Origin of the sequence: Limosilactobacillus viscerum, assembly GCF_947387525.1 — a bacterium.
GTDB classification, from domain to species: Bacteria; Bacillota; Bacilli; order Lactobacillales; family Lactobacillaceae; genus Limosilactobacillus; species Limosilactobacillus viscerum.
The window spans coordinates 22,459-46,595 of sequence record NZ_CANDNW010000004.1 but is presented as its reverse complement, the minus strand read 5'-3'; the positions used below and the strand labels follow the sequence as shown (position 1 = coordinate 46,595).

21 protein-coding genes and 1 tRNA gene are annotated in these 24,137 nt (G+C 45.7%); 20 read left to right on the top strand and 2 right to left on the bottom strand.

The window, feature by feature from the left end:
• Positions 1-14 precede the first annotated feature (14 nt).
• The 15 genes from prfB to whiA all read left to right on the top strand — a co-directional run bounded on the left by prfB (position 15) and on the right by whiA (position 17,556).
• A protein-coding gene (prfB, locus tag QOS07_RS02215) for a peptide chain release factor 2 (protein WP_408613251.1) occupies positions 15-1,131 on the top strand; the annotation gives its coding sequence in 2 pieces (ribosomal slippage) (positions 15-86 and positions 88-1,131; 1,116 coding nt in all).
• A 56-nt stretch (positions 1,132-1,187) separates the two neighbouring features.
• Entirely contained in the window at positions 1,188-1,529 is a 342-nt protein-coding gene (locus QOS07_RS02210) for a PspC domain-containing protein (protein WP_283587375.1), read from the top strand.
• Entirely contained in the window at positions 1,529-1,885 is a 357-nt protein-coding gene (locus QOS07_RS02205) for a phage holin family protein (RefSeq protein WP_283587374.1), read from the top strand. The genes QOS07_RS02210 and QOS07_RS02205 overlap by 1 nt, the downstream gene beginning before the upstream one ends.
• A 3-nt stretch (positions 1,886-1,888) precedes the next feature.
• Positions 1,889-2,848 carry an HPr(Ser) kinase/phosphatase gene (gene hprK, locus QOS07_RS02200; protein ID WP_283587373.1) on the top strand — a complete coding sequence of 320 codons (960 nt, stop codon included), beginning with the start codon at positions 1,889-1,891 and terminating at the stop codon, positions 2,846-2,848.
• Positions 2,848-3,654 (top strand): prolipoprotein diacylglyceryl transferase, encoded by an 807-nt coding sequence (gene lgt, locus QOS07_RS02195; protein ID WP_283587372.1) that lies wholly within the window; start codon positions 2,848-2,850, stop codon positions 3,652-3,654. The genes hprK and lgt overlap by 1 nt, the downstream gene beginning before the upstream one ends.
• Positions 3,655-3,678: 24 nt before the next feature.
• Positions 3,679-4,695 carry an NAD(P)H-dependent glycerol-3-phosphate dehydrogenase gene (locus QOS07_RS02190; RefSeq protein WP_283587371.1) on the top strand — a complete coding sequence of 339 codons (1,017 nt, stop codon included), beginning with the start codon at positions 3,679-3,681 and terminating at the stop codon, positions 4,693-4,695.
• 52 nt (positions 4,696-4,747) lie between these two features.
• A complete protein-coding gene (gene galU, locus QOS07_RS02185) occupies positions 4,748-5,659 on the top strand; it encodes a UTP--glucose-1-phosphate uridylyltransferase GalU (protein ID WP_283587370.1) in 912 nt (303 codons plus the stop codon).
• Positions 5,660-5,962: 303 nt separating this feature from the next.
• Positions 5,963-6,892, top strand: a complete 930-nt coding sequence (gene trxB, locus QOS07_RS02180) for a thioredoxin-disulfide reductase (protein ID WP_283587369.1) — start codon at positions 5,963-5,965, stop codon at positions 6,890-6,892.
• Positions 6,893-7,054: 162 nt separating this feature from the next.
• Entirely contained in the window at positions 7,055-8,782 is a 1,728-nt protein-coding gene (locus tag QOS07_RS02175; protein ID WP_283587368.1) for a phospho-sugar mutase, read from the top strand.
• 257 nt (positions 8,783-9,039) lie between these two features.
• Positions 9,040-11,085: an excinuclease ABC subunit UvrB gene (gene uvrB / locus QOS07_RS02170; RefSeq protein WP_283587367.1), complete on the top strand. Its 2,046-nt coding sequence runs from the start codon at positions 9,040-9,042 to the stop codon at positions 11,083-11,085.
• Between the two features lie 15 nt (positions 11,086-11,100).
• Complete coding sequence (gene uvrA, locus QOS07_RS02165) at positions 11,101-13,965, top strand: excinuclease ABC subunit UvrA (protein WP_283587366.1); 2,865 nt, start codon at positions 11,101-11,103, stop codon at positions 13,963-13,965.
• 174 nt (positions 13,966-14,139) lie between these two features.
• Complete coding sequence (locus QOS07_RS02160; RefSeq protein ID WP_283587365.1) at positions 14,140-14,661, top strand: DUF523 domain-containing protein; 522 nt, start codon at positions 14,140-14,142, stop codon at positions 14,659-14,661.
• A 65-nt stretch (positions 14,662-14,726) separates the two neighbouring features.
• Positions 14,727-15,602 (top strand): RNase adapter RapZ, encoded by an 876-nt coding sequence (gene rapZ / locus QOS07_RS02155; RefSeq protein ID WP_283587364.1) that lies wholly within the window; start codon positions 14,727-14,729, stop codon positions 15,600-15,602.
• A gap of 14 nt (positions 15,603-15,616) precedes the next feature.
• Positions 15,617-16,603, top strand: coding sequence for a gluconeogenesis factor YvcK family protein (locus QOS07_RS02150; RefSeq protein ID WP_283587363.1), 987 nt, complete (start codon positions 15,617-15,619; stop codon positions 16,601-16,603).
• A gap of 14 nt (positions 16,604-16,617) precedes the next feature.
• Positions 16,618-17,556 (top strand): DNA-binding protein WhiA, encoded by a 939-nt coding sequence (whiA, locus tag QOS07_RS02145; protein ID WP_283587362.1) that lies wholly within the window; start codon positions 16,618-16,620, stop codon positions 17,554-17,556.
• 75 nt (positions 17,557-17,631) lie between these two features.
• On the opposite strand, the gene clpP is transcribed toward whiA, so the two are convergent.
• Positions 17,632-18,225, bottom strand: a complete 594-nt coding sequence (clpP, locus tag QOS07_RS02140; protein ID WP_283587361.1) for an ATP-dependent Clp endopeptidase proteolytic subunit ClpP — start codon at positions 18,223-18,225, stop codon at positions 17,632-17,634.
• 701 nt (positions 18,226-18,926) lie between these two features.
• Between clpP and QOS07_RS02135 the strand changes: the two genes are divergently transcribed.
• Positions 18,927-19,058, top strand: a complete 132-nt coding sequence (locus tag QOS07_RS02135) for a hypothetical protein (RefSeq protein WP_261313294.1) — start codon at positions 18,927-18,929, stop codon at positions 19,056-19,058.
• Between the two features lie 108 nt (positions 19,059-19,166).
• Here QOS07_RS02135 and QOS07_RS02130 read toward each other — a convergent pair.
• Positions 19,167-19,238, bottom strand: a tRNA-Arg gene (locus QOS07_RS02130).
• 241 nt (positions 19,239-19,479) lie between these two features.
• Between QOS07_RS02130 and gap the strand changes: the two genes are divergently transcribed.
• The 4 genes from gap (at position 19,480) to eno (ending at position 24,008) form a co-directional block, all read left to right on the top strand.
• Positions 19,480-20,493: a type I glyceraldehyde-3-phosphate dehydrogenase gene (gap, locus tag QOS07_RS02125; RefSeq protein ID WP_062814087.1), complete on the top strand. Its 1,014-nt coding sequence runs from the start codon at positions 19,480-19,482 to the stop codon at positions 20,491-20,493.
• A gap of 84 nt (positions 20,494-20,577) precedes the next feature.
• A complete protein-coding gene (locus QOS07_RS02120) occupies positions 20,578-21,783 on the top strand; it encodes a phosphoglycerate kinase (RefSeq protein WP_283587360.1) in 1,206 nt (401 codons plus the stop codon).
• Between the two features lie 59 nt (positions 21,784-21,842).
• Positions 21,843-22,595: a triose-phosphate isomerase gene (gene tpiA / locus QOS07_RS02115; RefSeq protein ID WP_283587359.1), complete on the top strand. Its 753-nt coding sequence runs from the start codon at positions 21,843-21,845 to the stop codon at positions 22,593-22,595.
• Positions 22,596-22,685: 90 nt separating this feature from the next.
• Positions 22,686-24,008 (top strand): phosphopyruvate hydratase, encoded by a 1,323-nt coding sequence (gene eno / locus QOS07_RS02110; protein WP_283587358.1) that lies wholly within the window; start codon positions 22,686-22,688, stop codon positions 24,006-24,008.
• Positions 24,009-24,137 lie beyond the last annotated feature (129 nt).

The window sequence follows — 24,137 nt, the reverse complement described above, 5'->3', positions numbered from 1 at the left end:
TGGAGGAATTACTGGTGGAATTAAGTGAAGCAAAGAAAAAAATAGAAGCAATGCAAGCAGAGGTTGCACGCTTCGGGAGGTCTCTTTGACCTTGATGCATTAGATGAACAGATTGCGGAAAATGAACATGAGATGGCGCAACCTGGCTTTTGGGATGACAATACCAAGGCCCAGAAGTTAATCAATGATAATAACGCATTGAAAGAAAAACGGGATACTTTTGTTGAACTAAGGGAAAAGATTGCTGACCTGGAAACAAATGTGGAACTGTTAGAGATAGAGCCAGATCCGGACCTCGCTGCGGAACTGGATAAATCCTTCACTACAACTGAAAAATCACTTCAGCAGTACCGACTTAGCCAGCTCCTTAACGAAAAGTATGATAGCCACAATGCAATCTTGGAAATCCACCCAGGTGCTGGTGGTACAGAAGCACAGGACTGGGGTGAGATGCTTTTTCGGATGTATACCCGGTGGGGTGAACAGCATGGTTTTACGGTTGAAACGGCAAACTATGAAGCTGGTGAAACTGCCGGAATTAAGAGTGTTACCCTGTTGATTAAGGGGCACAATGCTTTTGGCTACCTCCGTAGCGAAAAGGGGGTCCACCGTCTTGTCCGGATTTCACCATTTGATGCTGCTGGTCGTCGTCATACTTCCTTTGCATCGGTTGATGTTATGCCAGAGTTGGATGAGAGCGTGAATATTGAAATCGATCCGTCTGACTTACGAGTTGATACTTTCCGGTCGAGTGGTGCCGGTGGTCAGCACATTAACAAGACTGAATCAGCCGTTCGGATTACCCACTTGCCAACCGGGATTGTTACTTCCTCGCAAGCGGAACGTTCCCAACTGCAGAACCGGGTTACTGCAATGAACATGTTGAAATCTAAACTCTATGAACTTGAAGAAGAGAAAAAAGCCAAGAAGCGGGCTGAAATCGAAGGTGAACAACTGGACATTGGATGGGGTTCGCAAATTCGTTCCTATGTTTTCCACCCGTATACCTTGGTGAAAGATAACCGGAGCAACTACGAAACCCATAATGGGCAGGCGGTGATGGATGGCGAATTAGATCCCTTTATCAACGCTTACCTTCAATGGAAGCTGAGTCAAAAGAATCCCCAGTAACTGTAATTGCAGTTGCTAGTAAAAGCAGGTAATATTTAAGAAAAAGAGGTGTTTTGATGAGGGAAAGTCAACGTAAAAAGTTAACGCGGTCTGGTAGTGACCGGATTTTAGCTGGTGTTTTTGGTGGCCTCGGCCAATATTTTAACTGCTCACCAAATATTTTCCGGGTTTTTTACGTGGTTTTGAGTATCCTAACCGGAATTGTTCCCGGAATAATCATCTATATCATTATGATGCTCATCATGCCGCCTGACCCCCAACACCCGGGAATCTTAGGCTTCTTTAAGGCCGTTAACGATATTCAGCAAAATATGACGTCAACGAGTGAGCAGCCACGGACGCGGCGGACACTTACAGACGTTGAAGAAAAAGATATTAAAAGAAATGGAAGATCATAATGACTTTTTGGAAGAAAGTGCTAGTTGATACAATTTTATTTATTGCGCTTGCCGGTTTATTCGCTGGTACTGGCTTGATCTATGTTAGCCACGCATGGGTTGCCTTGCTGGCAGCGTTTGTCCTTGCCATCTTAAATGTCCTAGTTAAACCAATTTTGGTGGTACTGACTTTACCAGTAAACATTCTGACATTAGGACTCTTTAGTATTGTAATAAATGGCGCCATGCTTGAATTAACTTCAATGCTAATTGGCTCGCTATACTTTAGCTTTTCTTCGTTTTGGGCAGCGATGTTAATTGCGATTATTATGTCGATCTGCAATACAGTTATTACCAGTCACCAGTCTGATTATTAAGGAGTGAGTAAGTTGACACATGTTACGGTTCAAGAATTAGTAGATAAAGTTCGTCTGAAGGTATTACAGGGTGAAAATTACTTAGGACGGACAATTACCACTAGTGATATTTCACGACCAGCCTTGGAATTTGCGGGTTATTTTAAGCACTATCCAGCAATGCGGATCCAATTGTTAGGGATTACGGAAATCTCCTTCTCAAAGGATTTAACACATGATCAAATGACCGAATACATGACCCGGATGTGTACGCCGCAAACGCCTTGCTTTGTAATTTCAACCAACTTACCCATTCCCGAAGAGTTAAAGAAGGCGGCGGAGGATGCCCAAATTCCGATTCTGGGAACTCACTTAACTTCATCACAGATTTTAAGTAACATGACTTCCTACCTCCTTGGCCGGCTAGCACCGCGGAAGTCAATGCACGGTGTCCTGGTTGATATTAGTGGGGTCGGTGTGCTAATTACTGGTGACTCTGGTGTTGGTAAGAGTGAAACGGCGCTGGAGCTGGTCCGGCGGGGACACCGTCTGGTCGCCGATGACCGGGTTGAAGTGTACGCGCGTGATGAACAAACATTAATTGGTACCGCTCCTGCCATCCTGCAACACCTGATGGAAATTCGGGGGATTGGAATCATTGACGTTTCAACCCTGTATGGGACCGGTGCAATAATGCCTGAAGACAACATTAACTTGATTGTGCACCTGGAAACGTGGACGCCGGATACTAAGTTTGACCGCCTGGGTGACCGTGGCGATACGCAAACTGTTCAAGGGGTAATTATTCCAAAGGTATCCGTACCAGTTAAGACCGGTCGTAACCTGGCCATTATCATTGAATCGGCGGCAATGAATTACCGTGCCGAGACGATGGGGTATGACGCCACGAAGACCTTTGATGAAAACCTAAACCGGTTGATTAAGCAAAATTCAGCCCGGGACAGCAAGGAGCAAGATAAGTAATGGTAGCGGCATTAAACCCGATTGCGTTTCAACTTGGCGCAATTGAAGTCCACTGGTATGGAATTATCATTGCTAGTGGCGTTGTGCTGGCCCTTATCCTTTCGGTTGCGGAGGGAAAGCGGCTGGGCATTGATGAAGACTACTTTTATGATTACTTACTATGGGCGATTCCCGTGGCAATTATCTGTGCGCGGCTTTATTACGTTGCCTTTCAGTGGTCGTATTACGCTAACCATCCTGGAGAAATAATTGCAATTTGGGATGGTGGAATTGCCATTTACGGCTCAATTATTGGTGGCTTTTTAACCTTGTATTTCTTTTGTCGTGCTCGTCATTTGTCGATGTGGACGATGGTCGATGTGATTGCACCGACATTAATCATGGCACAGGGAATTGGCCGGTGGGGTAACTTCATGAACCAGGAAGCGTTTGGCCGAATTACGAGCCGGGCAGCTTTGGTTGGTCAGCATATCCCTAATTGGATTATTAACCAAATGTACATTGGTGGTAATTACCGTGTGCCGACCTTTTTGTATGAGTCGTTGTGGGATTTGACCGGTTTTGTACTCCTAATGTTATTGCGCCACCGTCACCACTTATTTAAGCAGGGGGAAGTTTTCCTCACTTACGTAATGTGGTATGCGGCTGGACGGTTCGTGATTGAAGGAATGCGGACTGACAGCCTGATGTTAGGGTCAATCCGGGTTTCACAATTTTTGTCAGTAATCTTTTTTGTCAGTGCGTTGGTAATAATGGTTGCTCGTCGGCGGTCAAAAACGTTACCATGGTACTGGACTAGTAACTAAATTTTGATTTTGAGGAGAATAGTTATGGCAGAAAAAATTGCGGTATTAGGTGCTGGCTCCTGGGGTAGCACGTTAGCAAACATGTTGGTCGAAAATGGTCATTCTGTGACTCTATGGGCACGTAACCAACAGCAGGTGGATCAATTAAACACTGAGCACGTTAACCCGGCTTACATGAAGAACCTGGTTTACTCTGATAAGTTGGTTGCAACAACTGATATGAAGGAGGCAGTTGCTGGGGCAGCCTTTATCTTGATTGTTATCCCAACCAAGGGCTTACGGCAGGTTGCTAGCAAGCTGAACCAAATTCTTGGTGAACTAGACCAAAAGCCACTGCTTATTCACGCAACGAAGGGCCTGGAGCAAAATACCTACAAGCGGCCATCAGAAATGCTGGCGGAAGAAATTGCCCCTGAACACCGGGCAGGGATTGTTGTCCTATCAGGACCTAGTCATGCGGAAGATGTTGCAATTAAGGATATGACTGCGGTAACGGCGGCCTGTGAAGATATTGAACTAGCTAAGCAGGTTCAACAGCTTTTCAGTAATTCATACTTCCGGGTTTATACCAATGATGACGTGATCGGTGCCGAGTTTGGTGCCGCTTTGAAGAACATTATCGCAATTGGTGCTGGAGCTCTCCAGGGACTTGGCTACCATGATAATGCTCGCGCGGCACTTATTACCCGGGGCCTTGCAGAAATCCGCCGGTTGGGGGTTGCATTTGGTGCTAACCCAATGACCTTTATCGGCCTTTCTGGTGTCGGTGACTTAGTGGTAACCGCTACAAGTAAGAATTCTCGTAATTGGCGGGCTGGTTACCAGCTTGGTCAAGGCCAAAAACTTGATGACGTAATTAAGAACATGGGAATGGTGATTGAAGGGGTCTACACTACCAAGGCGGCCTACGAATTAAGCCGGAAGCGGCAAGTGAAGATGCCGATCACCGAATCACTTTACGAAGTACTTTACGAGGGTAAAGGGATCAAGGATGCAATTTCCCAGCTGATGAACCGGGACTTAACATCAGAGATTGAATAAGTATGGTAAAATACCATAGAGAGAAACTGAAGTAACGAAAGGATTTATGGTTATGAAACGTGTTAGAAAGGCAATTATCCCTGCTGCTGGTTTAGGAACCCGTTTTCTGCCCGCAACAAAGGCATTAGCTAAGGAAATGTTGCCGATTGTTGATAAGCCAACAATTCAGTTTATTGTTGAAGAAGCCCGTAAGTCAGGTATCGAAGACATCGTGGTTGTTGACGGGAAGAATAAGCGCTCAATTGAAGACCACTTTGATTCCAACCCTGAATTGGAAGATAACTTACGGTCAAAGCACAAGGATGAAATGTTGAAGTTGGTTGAAGAAACAACGGACATTAACATTTACTTTATTCGTCAATCCCACCCGCGTGGCTTAGGGGATGCTGTTTTGACGGCGCGTGACTTTATCGGTGATGAACCATTCGTTGTAATGCTCGGTGACGACCTGAACAACATTAACAACAATGGTGAACCACTGACTAAGCAATTAATCGATAGTTACCACCAAACAGGTGCTTCAACCTTAGCGGTAATGCGGGTACCACACGAAGATACCGCTAAGTATGGTGTAATCAACCCAAGTAAGGAAGTCACTCCGGGTCTTTACAATGTTACTAGCTTTGTTGAAAAGCCTGCCCCAAAGGATGCACCTAGTGACTTGGCAATTATCGGCCGGTATGTCTTTACCCCTGAAATTTTTGATGTTTTAGCAAAGACAAAGCCAGGTAAGGGTAATGAAATTCAACTGACTGATGCCATTGACACCTTAAACCAAACGCAGCGTGTCTTTGCCCGTGAATACAAGGGTGACCGTTATGATGTTGGTAACAAGTTTGGCTGGGTTAAGACCAACATTGAATATGGTTTGCAACATCCACAAGTTAAGGATGAACTACGTGACTACATTAAGGAACTTGGCGCAAAGTTAGCCGCTGAGGACAAGAAGAGTAGTAAAAAGTAGTGATATTTTTAGGAGACTGAGAGGGCGCGAGACAGAAGTCGTTTACGACTTCGTTTTCGAGCCCCCGCGAGCACAAATAGAGGTCTAGAGTTCGTCTTTTGACGGGCTCTAGACCTCATTTGTGTACCGCGCTGTTCGATTTTCATCTATATAAAAGGACTATGTCACGGTCCCTTTTTTTCAGCTTAAAGTTTTGGCAGTGTTTGAACCAATAATCAATCTTTGTGGGGAGCAAAGGAATAGACAAACCGGGAAGTTATTATTATCATAATTAGTAACTAAAACCGTGAGGAGGAACAGATCATGGCAGAAAAGAAGTACGATGTGGTTATCATCGGTGCCGGCCCTGGTGGGATGACCACCGCGCTTTACGCATCGCGTGCTAATTTAAAAGTAGTAATGTTAGACCGGGGTTCTTTTGGTGGAAACCTTAATAATACCGCGTCAATTGTTAATTACTCTGGCTTTAAAGATATTCAAGGGCCAGAATTAGCCGAGAAGATGTACCAGGGTGCTACCCAGTTTGGTGCGGAATATGCTTACGGGACCGTGACAAAGATTGAGGCTGATGGTCAGCAAAAGAAGGTGACTACTGATATGGGTGACACCTTCATTGCACCAGTGGTAGTTATTGCGACCGGGTCTGACCACCGCAAGCTTGGCGTACCAGGTGAGGAAGAGTTTAGTGGTCGTGGCGTTTCCTACTGTGCCGTCTGTGATGGAGCCTTCTTTAAGGGCAAGCACCTGGTCGTAGTTGGTGGTGGTGATTCCGCAGTTGAAGAAGGAATCTACCTGACCCAATTTGCTTCAAAGGTAACGGTGGTGGTCCGTCGTGACGTTCTCCGTGCTCAGCCAATGCTCCAGGATGAAGCTGAAAAGAACGAGAAGATGGAATTTGTGTTTAACACCAACGTGACGGAAATCTTAGGTGACGATGTTAAGGTAACCGGTGTGAAGACACATAACAATAAGACCGGTGAAGATGGTAAAATTTCCGCCGCAGGTGCCTTCATTTATGTCGGCACGGTTCCAATGACGGCTCCTTTCAAGGGCCTCGGCGTGCTTGATGACCAGGGCTGGGTTAAAACCGATAATGAGATGAAGACCAGTATTCCTGGTATCTTCGCCATTGGTGATGTTCGTGAAACGCCGCTCCGTCAAATTGCGACTGCGGTGGGTGATGGTGCGATTGCCGGCCAAGAAGTTTACCAATATATTAAGGGCTTAAATTAAAAATTTGCTACAGAGGCGAGACAGGTGGTTTCCTAATAACTTTCTGTCTTGCTTCTTTTTAATCTTCTAGTAAAATTTTAGTAAAATTGATAGTAAAGCTACGCAGGAGCAATGAGATGCGGTATACTGGTTACAGATTAAAGAAGCAAAGGAGACTTTATTGTGAGCTGGAGAGACACATACCAAGTATGGAAAGAGCGGACTGACCTCGATCCAAAGCTGAAGCAAGAATTAGACGCAATGAGCGATGAGAAGGAAATTGAAGATGCCTTTTATGGCCCATTGTCATTTGGTACTGCTGGTATGCGGGGCTTGATGGGTCCTGGTATCAACCGGATGAACGTCTACACGGTTCGTCAAGCAACTGAAGGACTGGCTACCTTGATGGATTCGCTTGGCGATGAAGTCAAGCAACGGGGGGTTGCAATTGGTTTCGACTCCCGTCACAACTCATACAAATTTGCCCACGACTCTGCCCGGGTATTGGGTGCCCATGGCATTAAGGTATACATCTACGATAATGTTCGGCCAACACCCGAATTATCATTTGCCGTTCGTCACAATAAGACCTATGCGGGGATCATGATTACTGCTAGTCACAACCCAATGGAATACAATGGCTACAAGATTTACGGCGAGGATGGGGGCCAAATGCCACCAAAGGAATCTGACATGATGACTGGCTACATTCGTAAAATCGCCGATATCTTTGACATCAAGCTGGCTGACGAACAAGAAATGCTCGACAATGGCTTAGAAGTTATCATGGGTGAAGATGTTGACCACGCTTACCTGCAGCTTGCTAAGGAAGTCACGGTTAACCCTGAGCTGGCTAAGGAATACGGTAAGGACATGAAGTTTGTCTTCACGCCACTCTGTGGTACTGGCCGGATGCTTGGTGAACGGGCCCTTCGTCAAGCTGGTTTCACCAACTTTACGATTGAACCAACCGAAGCTCAGCCAAATGGTGACTTCCCTGGTTTGAAACACCCTAACCCAGAATTCCCTGAAGCCTTCGTTCGCTCCATTGCCCTCGGTAAGAAGATTGACGCTGACGTTTTAATTGCAACCGACCCTGATGCCGACCGGCTGGGGTGTGCTGTCCGTCAACCAAATGGTGAGTACCAACTGTTGACTGGTAACCAAATTGCTTCAATCATGCTGGCCTACATTCTCGAAGCTCACAAGCAGGCTGGTACCTTGCCAAAGAATGCGGCTGCTGTTAAGTCGATCGTTTCAACAAACTTTGCAGCAAAGATTGCCGAAAGTTACGGCGTTTCAATGATCAATGTCCTGACTGGTTTCAAGTGGATTGCTGATCAAATCCACCAATATGAAACAGGGAAGGCTGACCACACCTTCATGTTTGGTTTCGAAGAAAGTTACGGTTACCTGATCAAGCCATTCGTTCGTGATAAGGATGCTATCCAATCACTGACCCTCTTGGCCGAAGTTGCCGCTTACTACCGGAGCCGGAACATGACCCTGTATGATGGCCTGCAAGAACTCTTTAAGAAGTATGGTTACTTCCGCGAAAAGACGATTGCTAATACCTATGCCGGGGTTGATGGCCCCGCTAAGATTCAAGGCCTGATGAAGAAGTTCCGTGAAGAAGCACCGGCAGACTTTGCTGGGCACCAGGTAGTTGTGACTGAAGACTTCTCTAAGGGAACGAAGACAATCGCTGATGGTCAAGTTAGTGAGCTAGGAATTCCAGAATCCAATGTTTTGCGGTATGTACTGGATGATGAAACCTGGATTGCTATTCGTCCATCAGGGACTGAACCAAAGTTGAAGTTCTACATTGGAACTAGCGCTGATTCACTTGACAAAGCCAACGCTAAGTTAGCCGAATTTGAAAAGGCATTGCAAGTCTTTGCCGAAGAATAAAATTTAATAACAGAAACGAGAAATGAGCTCTTGAAACTGTTTAATAATGGGGGGCGCGACAGAAGCGGTGATCGCTTTTGCTGCGTTCCCTTTTTTGCGTTAATGACATTTAGCAAAGGTTCAGATTAATAGACGAATGCATGTTTGCATGATACACTAAAATGTGTCTTATGAAGAGTTGCTAATAGCACTAGCAGCAAAGCTTTAGCGCTAATTAGCAATCACGGAAAGTAAATAAAACTGGGGAGGAACGACTTGTGATTTATCGTCAGCCAGATAAGAAATTTGACTTGGTTTCTGACTACCAGCCAACCGGGGACCAACCTGAAGCAATTAAGCAATTGACGCAGGGAATCAAGGATGGTGATAAGGCCCAGATCTTGTTGGGGGCAACGGGGACCGGGAAAACTTTTACCATTTCAAATGTAATTGCAAACGTCAATAAGCCAACGTTAATCCTGTCGCACAACAAGACTCTGGCCGGACAACTATACGGGGAAATGAAGAAGTTCTTCCCCCACAATGCGGTGGAATACTTCGTCTCCTACTATGATTATTACCAGCCTGAGGCGTACGTTCCCTCCAGTGATACCTACATTGAAAAGGATGCATCAATTAATGATGAGATTGATAAGCTCCGTCATGCGGCAACGACCTCACTTCTGGAAAGAAATGATGTTATTGTGGTGGCCTCTGTCTCTAGTATCTTTGGTTTAGGGGACCCCCGTGAGTACCAAAATTCTGTTATTTCACTCCACGTTGGTCAAGAGATTGAGCGGGATAAGCTTCTTCGTGACCTGGTTAATATTCAGTTTGACCGCAATGATATTGACTTTCAACGTGGTCGCTTCCGGGTTCACGGTGATGTGGTAGAGATTTTCCCTGCTTCGCGTGACGAACGGGCATTACGAATCGAATTCTTCGGTGATGAGATTGACCGGATCCGGGAGGTTGACGCACTGACTGGTGAGGTACTGGGTGACAGTGACCGGGTTTCAATCTTCCCGGCTACCCACTTCATGACCAGTGACGAGGTGATGGACCGGGCATTGCCACAGATTGAAGCAGATATGAAAAAGCAGGTTAAAAAGTTTACCGATGAAGGAAAACTCTTGGAAGCAGAACGGCTTCAGCAGCGGACAACTTATGATATTGAAATGATGCGGGAAATGGGTTATACCAACGGGATTGAAAACTATTCACGCTACATGGATGGTCGCCAACCTGGTGAGCCGCCATTTACCCTGTTGGACTTCTTCCCGAAGGATTTCTTGCTAGTGGTTGATGAGTCCCACCAAACGATGCCCCAGGTGCGGGGAATGTATAATGGTGACCGTGCTCGGAAGCAGATGCTGATTGACTACGGTTTCCGGTTGCCAAGTGCCCTTGATAACCGGCCATTAAAGCTGAATGAATTTGAGCAACGGGTCAACCAGGTGGTTTATATGTCTGCAACACCGGGACCGTATGAGCTGAACCAAACGGACCACATTGCCCAGCAGATTATTCGGCCAACCGGCTTGCTAGATCCAACAATTGAGGTCCGGCCGGTGATGGGGCAGATTGATAACTTAGTTGGTGAGATCAATAAGCGGATTGAACGTCACGAACGGGTCTTTGTTACTACCCTGACCAAGAAAATGTCAGAGGACTTGACTGACTACCTGAAGGATCTCGGCCTGAAGGTTAAATACCTCCACAGTGATATTAAGACCCTGGAGCGGACCCAGATTATTCGTGACCTCCGTCTCGGTAAGTTTGATGTCCTTGTGGGGATTAACCTTTTGCGGGAAGGTCTAGATGTGCCGGAAGTTTCACTGGTTGCTATTCTGGATGCCGATAAGGAAGGCTTCCTCCGTAATGAACGTTCGTTGATTCAGACGATTGGTCGGGCGGCCCGGAATGAACATGGGGCGGTTATCATGTACGCGGATACGGTAACCGAATCCATGCAAAAGGCAATTGATGAAACCAAGCGGCGGCGCTCTATCCAGATGAAATACAACGAAGAGCACCACATTACGCCGCACACAATTGTTAAACCAATTCAGGAAGCAATTACGGCAACGAAGAAGACTGACGATACTGGTGAAAAAGAGGATAGCAGCGAGTTTACGACGAAGGACTTCGCTAAGTTGTCTAAGGATGCTCAGGCAAAGATGGTGGCCGAATTGACGGAGCAGATGCAGGCTGCGGCCAAGCGGCTTGACTTCGAACAGGCGGCCACGTTACGTGATACGGTAATGGAATTAAAGGCTCAGATGACGGGGAAGAAGACTAAACCCGGTCGTAAGGTTAAGTAGAGGAGGAAGTGCCCGTTGGCAAACGATAAAATCATTATTCATGGTGCACGTGCCCATAATTTAAAAAACATTGATGTAAAGATCCCAAAGAATAAGCTGGTCGTGGTAACAGGGCTATCTGGTTCTGGCAAGAGTTCACTGGCCTTTGACACGCTTTATGCCGAAGGACAACGGCGGTATGTAGAAAGCTTGTCGGCATATGCCCGGCAGTTCTTGGGGCAAATGGATAAACCAGATGTTGATTCCATTGATGGCCTTTCTCCGGCAATTTCGATTGACCAGAAGACGACCTCCCACAATCCCCGTTCAACGGTTGGAACGGTAACGGAAATCAATGACTTTCTCCGGCTATTATGGGCCCGGGTTGGGACACCAATCTGTCCGAATGATAATATTCCAATTACAAGCCAGTCTGCTGAACAGATGGTGGACCGGGTGCTGGAGTTGCCTGAACGGACCCGTTTGCAGATATTATCACCGGTTGTTCGTGCTAAAAAAGGGACCCAGAAGAAAGTCCTAGCAACAATTAAACGGGAAGGCTTTGTCCGGGTACAGGTCGATGGTGAAACTTATGACCTGGATGAGGTTCCCGAATTGAATAAGAACCAGAACCACACCATTAATGTTGTCATCGACCGGATCATTGTTAAAGATGGGATCCGTTCCCGCCTTTTTGACTCTTTTGAGGCTGCCCTGCGCTTGAGCAGTGGTTATGCAATTGCTGATGTGATTGGTGGAGACCCAATTCCATTCTCTGAAAAGTATGCTTGCCCGGTCTGTGGTTTTACGGTTGGCGAACTGGAACCACGGCTGTTCTCCTTCAATGCACCAATGGGCGCCTGCCCTGACTGTGAAGGGCTCGGCTCAAAGTTGGAAGTTGACGTTGATTTAGTTGTTCCTGACCGGACGAAAACCCTAAATGAGGGCGCAATGGTACCGTGGAACCCAATTTCTTCGCAGTATTACCCGGCTTTGCTGGAGCAATTCTGTAAATCAGCAGGAATTGACATGGATACGCCCTTTAATAAACTGCCAAAGAAGCAACAAAAGCAGGTCCTGTATGGTAATGGCGACCAATTATTCCACTTCCACTACGAAAACGACTTCGGTGGAGTCCGGGACGTTGATGTCCCATTCGAAGGGGTCATTAATAATGTTGGCCGGCGTTATAAGGAAACCAATTCGGACTTTACCCGTGAGCAGATGCGGAAGTACATGACTGAGTTGCCATGTCCAACCTGTCACGGTTACCGCCTTAACCAGCGGGCATTGGCGGTAAAGATCGATGGACAAAATATTGGTCAGATTTCAGACCTGCCAATTAGTAAGTCGATTGACTTCTTTAAGGGAATTAAGCTCTCAGAACAAAAGGAAAAGATTGCACGGCCGATCTTAAAAGAGATTCTCGACCGGCTAACCTTCATGAAGAATGTTGGTGTGGAATACTTAACGTTAAGTCGTTCTGCGCGGACACTTTCTGGTGGTGAAGCACAGCGGATCCGGTTGGCCACGCAAATCGGTTCTAACCTTTCTGGTGTAATGTACGTCCTGGATGAACCATCAATCGGGCTTCACCAGCGGGATAATGACCGCCTAATTTCTTCATTAAAAGCAATGCGGGACCTTGGTAATACCCTGATTGTGGTTGAGCACGATGAAGATACGATGCGGGCCGCTGACTACATCATTGATATTGGCCCGGGAGCCGGTGAAAATGGTGGCCAGGTCATGGCGGCCGGAACGCCAAAGCAGATTATGCGGTCGCGTAAGTCACTAACCGGTCAATACTTATCGGGGAAGAAGTTTATTCCGGTTCCCGAAGAACGGCGGGCCGGTAATGGTAAGCACCTGGTTCTGAAAGGGGCCGCTGCCAACAACCTCAAGCAGATCGATGTTGACTTTCCACTGGGGAAGTTTATTTGTGTGACCGGTGTATCTGGTTCTGGTAAGTCCACCCTGGTTAACCTAATTCTGAAGCGGATCTTAGCCCAGAAGTTGAACCATAACTCAGCTAAGCCTGGTAAGTATGGCTCAATTAGTGGGATTAAGAATATTGAAAAGGTAATTGACATTGACCAGTCACCGATTGGCCGGACACCACGGAGCAACCCGGCTACGTATACCGGTGTCTTTGACGATATTCGGGAACTATTTGCCCAAACCAACCAGGCAAAGGTTCGTGGCTATACGAAGGGTCGTTTTAGCTTTAATGTGAAGGGCGGTCGTTGTGAAGCCTGCCATGGTGATGGTATTCTGAAAATAGAGATGAACTTTTTACCGGACGTCTATGTACCTTGCAGTGTATGCCACGGGAGCCGGTATAACTCCGAAACACTAGAAGTCGAATACAAGGGGAAAAATATTGCCCAGGTATTAAACATGACGGTCTCAGAGGCGTTGAAGTTTTTTAGTGCGATTCCAAAAATCCGGCGGAAGCTACAAACTATTGAGGACGTTGGTTTAGGGTATGTTACCTTAGGACAGCCTGCTACGACGCTTTCTGGTGGTGAGGCACAGCGGATGAAGCTGGCAGCCGAACTCCACCGGCAATCCCACGGTAAAACTTTCTATATCCTCGATGAACCAACAACCGGGTTGCACATGGACGATATTAACCGTCTGCTCAGTGTGCTCCAGCGGTTGGTTGATGCCGGCAATACGGTTTTAGTAATTGAACACGACTTAGATGTTGTTAAGTCGGCCGACTGGCTAATTGACCTGGGACCAGAAGGCGGCGAAGCAGGGGGGTACGTCGTTGCAACGGGGACACCCGAAGATGTGGCGAAGGTTAAGGAAAGCTATACTGGTCAGTACCTTAAGAAGATGCTTGACCGGGATAAAAAGTGGGCTGAAGAACGGTCTGTCAAAAAGAAAAAGTAAAAGAAGCAGGAGTTAACCAGAAGGTGGTTGCCTTTGGCAGTCCTGCGAGTATAAATAAGGTCCAGAGTTCGGTATTTTGTCGGGCTGTGGGCCTATTTGTATACTGCATTTGATATATATGTCACGTCGTCATGTGTCGTTTATGTTAAGATCAATAAAAAAGGAGGAAGCAGGATGATATTGGTAAGTGCGTGCCTTGCGGGCTTCAATGTCCGCTATGATGGCGGCAATGTGCAGCAGGACCTGGCGGTAAAGCTAGTCGCTCTTGGGAAGGCAATCACGGTTTGCCCTGAAATCATGGCCGGCTTTTCAACACCGCGTGAACCGGCAGAAATAGCTGGTGGAACCGGGAAAGACGTATTAGCTGGTAAGGCCCGGGTAGTAAACCGCCGTGGTGTTGATGTTACGGACCAATACCTTGCGGCCGCAAAGATGGCACTCAAAATTGCCCAGGGAAACCACATTACAGTTGCCTTTTTAAAACAAAAAAGTCCCGCTTGTGGGACGCGGATTGTGTATAATGGCCACTTTTCCGGAAATAAGGTTGCTGGAATGGGGGTCACTGCGGCCCTGTTGGCGGAACATGGTATTGCGGTTAAGGACGAGGAAGACCTGACAATTGACAACCTTCAGCAGTTTGTTGATCAAAAAACGATTAGCTTACTGGAAAATAATAACTTGAATAATTGTCATTAAAAGACACGCCCGGGTTGATGTGGTACAATTGGTAAGTACTTGTAAAAGAAGAGGAGAAGTTGGCAATGACTGAGAAAATGAAAGTGGTAATTATCACGGGGATGAGCGGTGCCGGAAAGACATTAGCTGTCCACAGTTTTGAAGACCTTGGTTATTTTGTAATTGATAATATGCTACCAAGCCTGGCAGAAAAGTTTGTGGATGTAATCCAGGAATCAGGCGAATTTACCAAGTTAGCAATGGTGATGGACTTGCGGTCCCGTGGCTTCTATGACAAGGTATTGCCAACCCTCTATGAACTGAAGAAGCGGTCAGACTTGGCGGTAAAACTTCTCTTTCTTGATGCAAACAATGTCAAACTGGTATCACGGTATAAGGAAACTCGTCGACTACACCCCTTAGCACGGCAGGGACGGATCCTTGATGGGGTCGAGATGGAGCGACAATTGTTGAGTGACCTGAAGAGCCATGCGGATGTGATTATCGATACCACTGACCTAACTCCCCGCAATTTAAAGCTGCGGATTAACAAATTGTTTGGTCATGGTGAAGGGACGAACTTCTTTATCGAAATCATGTCGTTTGGGTTTAAATACGGTTTACCACTTGATGCAGACATTGTGATGGATGCCCGATTCTTGCCGAATCCGTTCTACATTCCAGAATTAAAGCACCTGACTGGTAACGATAAGGCGGTTCAAGACTACGTGATGAAGGGAAAGACGGCACAGGAGTTTTATGCCCACCTCTTGTCGTTACTTCGCAATGCGATGCCAGGATATATCCGGGAGGGTAAGAGCAGTTTAACTGTGGCAATCGGCTGCACTGGGGGCCAACACCGGTCAGTAACGATTGCTAACCGGCTAGCCGAAGACCTCAAAAAGGATGGTTACCGGGTAAACCTCTACCACCGGGATGTTGCTAAGGCAAATAAAAAATAGGAAGGAGGGATAGAATGTTCCATAAGCCAAAGATTGTTGTGATTGGTGGGGGGACTGGCTTGCCAGTTGTCCTTCGTGGATTGCGGGATCAGAATGCTGATGTTACTGCGGTTGTCACCGTTGCTGATGATGGTGGGTCCTCGGGAATCCTCCGGGACTACATTAACGTGGTTCCGCCTGGTGATATCCGGAACGTACTGGTTGCGCTATCGGAGCTGCCATCACTAGAGTTAGATGTATTCCAGTACCGTTTTAATAGTTCGGACCAATTCTTCGCGGGACACGCGATCGGCAATTTAATTATCTCGGCGCTATCAGAAATGAAGGGCGGGATCTTTCCCGCAGTTCAGGAACTGTCCGAGATGATGAAGATTCGTGGTCATATTTATCCGGTAGCAAATGAACCACTAACGTTAAACGCGGAATTTACCGATGGTACCACATTGAGTGGGGAATCAGAAATTACGGCGGCCCATAAGCAGATCAAGCGGGTCTGGGTCACCCCATCGAATGATGAAGATGGTCACGCCATTAAACCTGTTCCGGAAGTACTCCAAGCTATTAAGGAGGCCGACCAAATTGTGATTGGCCCGGGTAGCTTATTTACGAGTATCCTGCCTAACCTAATGATTAAAGAAGTGGGTGCGGCCGTTTGCAAGAGCAAGGCGGAGGTCGTTTACATCTGCAACATCATGACGCAAAAGGGTGAAACGGATCACTTTACTGACGCTGACCATGTGCGGGTCTTAAATAGCCACCTTAGTCAAAACTTTATTGATACCGTCCTGGTTAACATTCAGCCGGTACCAAAGAATTACCTAGACTTTAAACAGTGGAACGAAATCTCACAGCCGGTTGGGCATGACTTCCAAGGGCTCCGTGACCTGGGCTGCCGGGTAATTAGTTCCAACTTCTTGCGGTTGAGGGACAACGGTGCCTTCCACGACCGCGACCGCGTGGTGGCTGAGTTGTTAAACCGGCTCCACCAGGTACACGACTAAAGGAGGAGATTAGCTTGTCTTACGCAAGTGACGTAAAAAAAGAACTGACTTCAATTAAGGTTCACCAGAAGAACGCTCAGGCAGAACTAATGGCCTTGATCCGGATGAACGGGAGCATTGCCATTGCCAACCGTCAACTAGTTCTTAATATTCAGACAGAGAACCCAGCGATTGCCCGGCGAATTTACTCTCTTTTGAAGGAATTCTACCATGTAGAAAGTGAAATTGTCGTCCGTCGTAAGATGAAGCTAAAAAAGAATAACCAATACATTGTACGCCTTCGTTATTCCGCCCGGCAGGTACTAGATGACCTGGGAATTTTACAGAATTTCCAAATTAAGGAAAAGGTACCACTGGATATGTTAAAGGATGAATGGATGGTTCGCTCTTACCTCCGTGGTGCCTTTTTAGCAGGGGGCTCAGTTAATAATCCGGAGACGTCCCGTTACCACCTGGAAATTTATTCCCTTTACCAGGAACACAATGAGATGATTGCGCAGATGATGAATAAGTTTGGCCTAAACGCTCAGACAACGGCTCGCCGCAGTGGCTTCATTGTTTACCTAAAAGAAGCGGAAAAAATTGCTGATTTTATGTCACTGATTGGGGCCACTAATTCAATGCTCCAGTTTGAGAATGTCCGAATTGTTCGTGACATGCGGAATTCGGTGAACCGGTTGGTTAATTGTGAGAACGCTAATATGAACAAGATTGCTAATGCTTCTACCCGCCAAATTGAAAATATTAAATTGATTGAGGATACGGTGGGACTCGCCAGTTTGCCAGATAAGCTGCGGGAAATTGCCCAAACCCGGTTGAACCACCAGGAAGTTAGCTTAAAGGAGCTGGGACAGCTTGTTCCGGGTGGGCCAATTTCTAAGTCGGGAGTTAACCACCGACTGCGGAAACTAAATGCTTATGCTGATGAGTTGCGTTCGGCTAAAACAGTTTAAACTAAAAGCAGCACTGAAATATTAGGAATAAAAAAGGGACCAGGAAATTCCTGATCCCTTTTTTATTGACTGAAATTACTTCAAACTAGAGTTGTTTTCCATGATCCCATCAAGCAGACCGTAATCAACCGCTTCTTGGGCAGTTAAGTAGTGGTCACGTTCGGTATCTTGGTTGATCTTCTCGATTGGCTGACCTGAATTCTTTGCCAGGATTTCATTGATCATCTTCCGGGTCTTCAGAATTTCAGTTGCGGCAATTTCAATTTCAGTTTGTTGACCTTGTGCACCACCAGATGGTTGGTGAATAAGGACTTGAGAGTGAGGTAAGCCAAACCGCTTACCCTTTGTCCCAGATGATACAAGGACACTAGCCATTGATGCGGCCATCCCAATAACGATGGTTTGGACATCAGACTTGATGAAGTTCATTGTATCGTAAATTGCCATCCCTGAGGTAACAACACCACCAGGTGAGTTAATGTATAAGTAAATGTCTTTAGTTGAATCTTGCGCATCTAGGAAAAGCAGTTGCGCAACAATAGAGTTTGCCATGTCGTCTTCAATTGGACCTGATAACATGATGATCCGGTCCTTGAGGAGCCGTGAGTAGATATCATAAGCACGTTCGCCACGTGATGATTGCTCAATGACAGTTGGAACTAAGTTCATGATTAGCCTCCTTAGTTAATTAGCACTCGTTAGCAGCAATTGCTAACTGATATTATTACTATACTCGATTGGTCAAAAAAGGTCAAATAATTTGCAAGCAAAAATTTAACCACTAATGGTATTATACCGACTTAATAATGATTGGAAAGAAAAAAGCTTTACAGAAGTCAGCCAGAAGGGGCCGTAATTAAGGGAGAAAAAAAGACTGTGAGAAAATAAACTTCCTCACAGTCTTTCTTTAATAAACCTATTATTTGTTGATGTCTTCGCAAAGCAGGTCCATCTCAACATCAGCGATTTGTTGGTCCAGTGCCTTCCAGTCAGTGTTAGTTAAAAAGACGTTTAATTTGTTAGTGTTAGTCATAATTTTCTTCCTCCCGGTGCTTTTTATCATTCAATATTTAATATCTTTTTGATTACATAATGAATGGTACAACTAACTGGTCTACTTTGCAATTCCTGATATATCAATATTTTTGATCAATAATCGTTAATTGGTCTAGTCTAAATGTCTAGTTGCGCGTCATGAAGGGGTTTATGGCCGGTAAAATTTCGGCAGTAAAAAGCAAAAAAATATTTTTTTACTAGGGTGAGTTGAAATATATTGTGGCAAATTCTGGCAAGGGTTGCTTTTTATTTCAGAGCCCGGTATAATTGGAACGTTAATTAATTTACGTACAGAATAAGGAGGCATATGACTTATGCGTAAAGCACACCCATACGGCGTACAAGGCCGTCGCCCAGTTGCTCCTAAGTACAAGCGAGCATTAAAAGAAAAGAAGATTGAAGCTATTCGTAAGTGGGCAAAGGAAAAGCCAGCTGAAGAAAAGTAATTCAATAATTAAGACCGTTCTGCACTGGCAGGCGGTTTTTTAGTTTAAATAACATTTAAAAACAAAAACAGCTGCTAAGCCGAAGCAAGCAGCTGTTTAATAAAAAAATGCGCCCCCCGAGAGTCGAACTCGGATCTCGAGAACCGGAATCTCACGTGCGATCCATTACACTAAGGGCGCGTCAACAAATAGTATATTATCGTATAATTTTATGAATTGCAAGCATTATTTGAATTTTTTAATCAAGATAACGTTTTCAATAGAAAAAATCCAAAAATATAAGGCGATTGAATAGACAATTAAGAATAAGATGAGTATTATTAAGAACGTAAAGTTTTGTACCTTGTTTAACAAGTCCGTCTTATCCGGCTTGCCAGATAAGGACACTTATTATGTTTTTCCTAAAGGAGGAATTTGCAGTATGACTGTAAAAATTGGTATTAACGGTTTCGGCCGTATTGGTCGTTTGGCATTCCGTCGTATTCACGAACTTAACACTGACGACATCGAAGTTGTAGCTATCAACGATTTGACTACTCCTTCAATGCTTGCTTACTTACTGAAGTACGACTCAACTCATGGTAAGTTCCCTGGTGAAGTTTCATCAACTGACAAGGGAATCGTTGTTGACGGTAAGGAATACCCTGTATACGCAGAACGCGATGCTCGGAACATTCCTTGGGTTAAGAACGACGGTGTTGACTTCGTACTTGAATGTACTGGTTTCTACACTTCAGCAGAAAAGTCACAAGCTCACTTGGACGCCGGCGCAAAGCGTGTTCTGATTTCTGCACCTGCTGGTAACATTCCTACTGTTGTACCAGGTGTTAACTTGGATACTCTTAAGGCTGACGACAAGATCGTTTCAGCTGGTTCTTGCACCACTAGCTGCCTTGCTCCAATGGCTTACTTCCTTAACAAGAACTTCGGTATCAAGGTTGGTACTATGACTACTATCCACGCATTCACTTCTACTCAAGCTATCCTTGATGGCCCTCGTGGTAAGAAGATGCGTAACAACCGTACTGCAAGCATCAACACTATTCCTCACTCATCTGGTGCTGCCAAGGCTATCGGTCTGGTTATCCCAGAATTGAACGGTAAGCTGTCAGGTCACGCACAACGTGTTGGTGTTGTTGATGGCTCATTAACTGAACTTGTTTCTATCTTAGACAAGAAGGTTACTGTTGACCAAATCAACGATGCAATGAAGAAGGCTACTGAAGGCAACGAAGCCTTTGGTTACACTGAAGACCCAATCGTTTCAACTGATATCATTGGTTCTACCTTTGGTTCTGTCTTCGACCCTTCACAAACTGAAATCATGGAAGGCGACGACGGTTCACAATTAGTTAAGACTGTTGCTTGGTACGACAACGAATACGGTTTCACCAGCAACATGATCCGGACTCTGCTTCACTTTGCAAATCTGTAATTCATAGCTAAGCTTAAGGTATGAATTTAAGGTGGGAGGAGGAAACTCCGCCCGCCTTTTTTATCAAGGAGGTTAAATACTTACATGGCTAAATTAACTGTTGAAGACCTTCCCTTAGAAGGTAAGAAAGTTTTAATGCGTGTTGACTTCAACGTTCCAATTAAGGACGGTGTTGTTGGCGATGATAACCGGATCGTGGCTGCTTTACCAACGATCAAGTACGTAATTGACCATGGTGGTCGTGCAATCCTCTTCTCCCACTTAGGTCGGGTTAAGAAGGAAGAAGACAAGCCAGGTCTGTCAATGCGTCCAGTTGCTGAACGTCTTTCTAACTTGCTGAACAAGCCAGTAACGTTTGTTCCAGTAACGGAAGGCAAGCAATTAGAAGATGCCATTGATAACATGAACAATGGTGACGTTCTGTTAGTTCAAAACACCCGTTACGAAGATGTTAAGGACGGCGAATACGTCAAGCGTGAATCTGGTAATGATCCTGAATTAGGTAAGTACTGGGCTTCACTTGGTGACGTCTTTGTTAACGATGCCTTCGGTACTGCCCACCGTAAGCATGCTTCCAACGTTGGTATTGCTACTAACATGGAAGGCAAGGCTGCTGCCGGCTACCTGATGGAAAAGGAAATCAAGTTCTTGGGTGATGCCGTTGATAACCCACAACGTCCATTCGTTGCTATCCTTGGTGGTGCTAAGGTTTCTGACAAGATCGGTGTTATTGACCACCTGTTAGACAAGGCCGACAAGATCATCATTGGTGGTGGGATGGCCTACACCTTCTACGCTGCTAAGGGTATCAAGATTGGTAACTCCTTAGTTGAAAAGGACAAGATTGATGTTGCCAAGGACATCTTGGACAAGGCTGGCGATAAGCTGGTTCTGCCAATCGATAACGTGGTTGCTGACAAGTTTAACAACGATGCCGACACCAAGGTTGTTGAAGGCGACATTGATGATGGCTGGATGGCCCTTGATATCGGTCCTAAGACCATCAAGCAATACGAAGACGTTTTGAAGGATGCTAAGACGGTTGTTTGGAACGGCCCAATGGGTGTCTTCGAAATGCCAAACTTTGCTAAGGGTACCCTTGAAATCGGTAAGTTCCTTGGTACTTTAACTGATGCAACAACCATTGTTGGTGGTGGTGACTCAACTGCCGCTGTTAAGCAATTAGGGGTTGCTGACAAGCTGACCCACATCTCAACTGGTGGTGGTGCTTCCTTAACCTACCTTGAAGGTAAGGAATTACCAGGAATTGCTGCAATTTCTGAAAAGTAATTAATCATTAAAAGGCGGTAACTGCGGGTGCGGTTCCGCCTTTTTTAGGAGGCATTTAAATGCGGATTCCAATTATTGCGGGTAATTGGAAAATGAATAAAACGGTTGACGAGGCAGTTGCTTTTGTTGACCAAATTAAAGACCAATTACCGCCTGCTGACCAGCTCCAAACAGCATTAGCAGCACCAACACTCTGTTTAATGCCAATGATGCGGGCTGCCGGTAACTCACCATTAAAATTAATGGCCGAAAATTGCTACTACAAGGATGCGGGGGCTTTTACTGGCGAAACAAGCCCGTATGCACTGTACCAGGCAGGGATTCACCATGTTATCCTCGGCCATTCTGAACGGCGTAATTACTTTCACGAAGACGACCAGTTAATTAATAAAAAGGTTGCCGCGGCCCTAAAGAACGGCCTCTGTCCGATCGTCTGCTGTGATGACACAATGGGTCGCCGGATAGCAAAAGACGATAAGGTACACTGGGTTGTCGGCCGGATATTAGCTGACCTTAAGGGGCTTAGTAAAGACGATATTCGTAAAGTAACAGTTGCGTATGAGCCAGACTGGGCGATTGGCAGCGGGCAGAGTGCCGATCCGGACCAAGCTGAAGAAGGTTGTTACCTAATCCGCCAAACGATTAGTGATATGTATGGGGATGCCGTTGCTGACGATGTACGGATCCTTTATGGCGGAAGCGTTACCCCTGAAAATACAAGCAGCTTGATGGCCCGCGAGGATATTGATGGGGTGCTGGTCGGTGTTGACAGCCTTGATGCCAATACTTTTTTAGAAATAGTTAACCATTAAATGCTTGTTTTTAGTTGTGCAAAATAATACAATGTTACTTGAAGTAGCGCGATCGCTATCGAAATTAAGACAGAGGAGAGATTCATCAAAATGTCACTTATTACAGATATTTATGCACGTGAAGTTCTTGATTCACGTGGTAACCCAACCGTTGAAGCAGAAGTTTACACTGAAGCTGGCGGTGTTGGCCGTGGGATCGTCCCATCAGGTGCTTCAACTGGTGAACACGAAGCCGTTGAATTGCGTGACGGTGACAAGGACCGTTTTGGCGGCAAGGGCGTATTAAAGGCCGTTGCTAATGTTAACGATGTTATTGCTAAGGAAATCGTTGGGATGGAAGTTACTGACCAAATCGCCATCGATAAGGCAATGATCAAGTTAGACGGTACTCCTAACAAGGGTAAGCTTGGTGCCAACGCTATCTTGGCCGTTTCATTAGCTGCTGCTCGGGCTGCTGCTGATGAATTGCAAGTACCTCTTTACAACTACCTTGGTGGGTTCAATGCTCACGTATTGCCAACACCAATGATGAACGTTATCAACGGTGGTGCCCACTCTGATAACAAGGTTGACTTCCAAGAATTCATGATCATGCCAGTTGGTGCACCAACTGTTCGTGAAGCTATTCGTTGGGGTTCAGAAACTTTCCACGCCCTGAAGAAGGAATTGGAAGACGCTGGTAAGGTAACCTCTGTTGGTGACGAAGGTGGATTTGCTCCTGACTTTGCTAACAACGCTGAACCATTCGAATACCTGATCAAGGCTATCAAGGATGCTGGTTACAAGCCAGGTAAGGATATTGCCATTGCCTTTGACGTTGCTGCTTCCGAATTGTGGGACGACGACGCTAAGAAGTACAAGCTTCGTTGGTCAACTGGTGAAGAATACACCACTGACGAATGGATCAAGTACCTGTCAGGCATTATTGAAAAGTACCCAATCGTTTCCGTTGAAGACCCAATTGACGAAAACAACTGGGATGACTGGGTAACCCTTACCAAGGAACTTGGTAAGAAGGTTCAACTTGTTGGTGATGACTTCTTTGTAACCAACACTGACTACCTGAAGAAGGGTATCAAGATGGGTGCTGCTAACTCTATCCTGATCAAGCTTAACCAAATCGGTACTTTGACTGAAACTGTTGAAGCCATCGAAATGGCTAAGGAAGCTGGCTACACTGCCATCGTTTCACACCGTTCTGGTGAAACTGAAGATACGACGATTGCTGACTTGGTTGTTGCTACTAACGCCGGTCAAATTAAGACTGGTTCAATGAGCCGGACTGACCGTCTTGCTAAGTACAACCAATTAATGCGGATCGAAGACAACCTTGGCGATGTTGCCCAATACAAGGGTATCCACTCATTCTACAACTTGAGTGAACAAGCTCGTCAAGACATCGAAAACCGTTAATTTGGTAATTAGATAAACAAAACCCTAGTGGGAAATCCTCCTACTAGGGCTTTTTATATTTTAAATAGCAGCTAGATAATTACAAAATGATTACAAATATGTTACAATTGAAATAGAAATAAGGCTAAC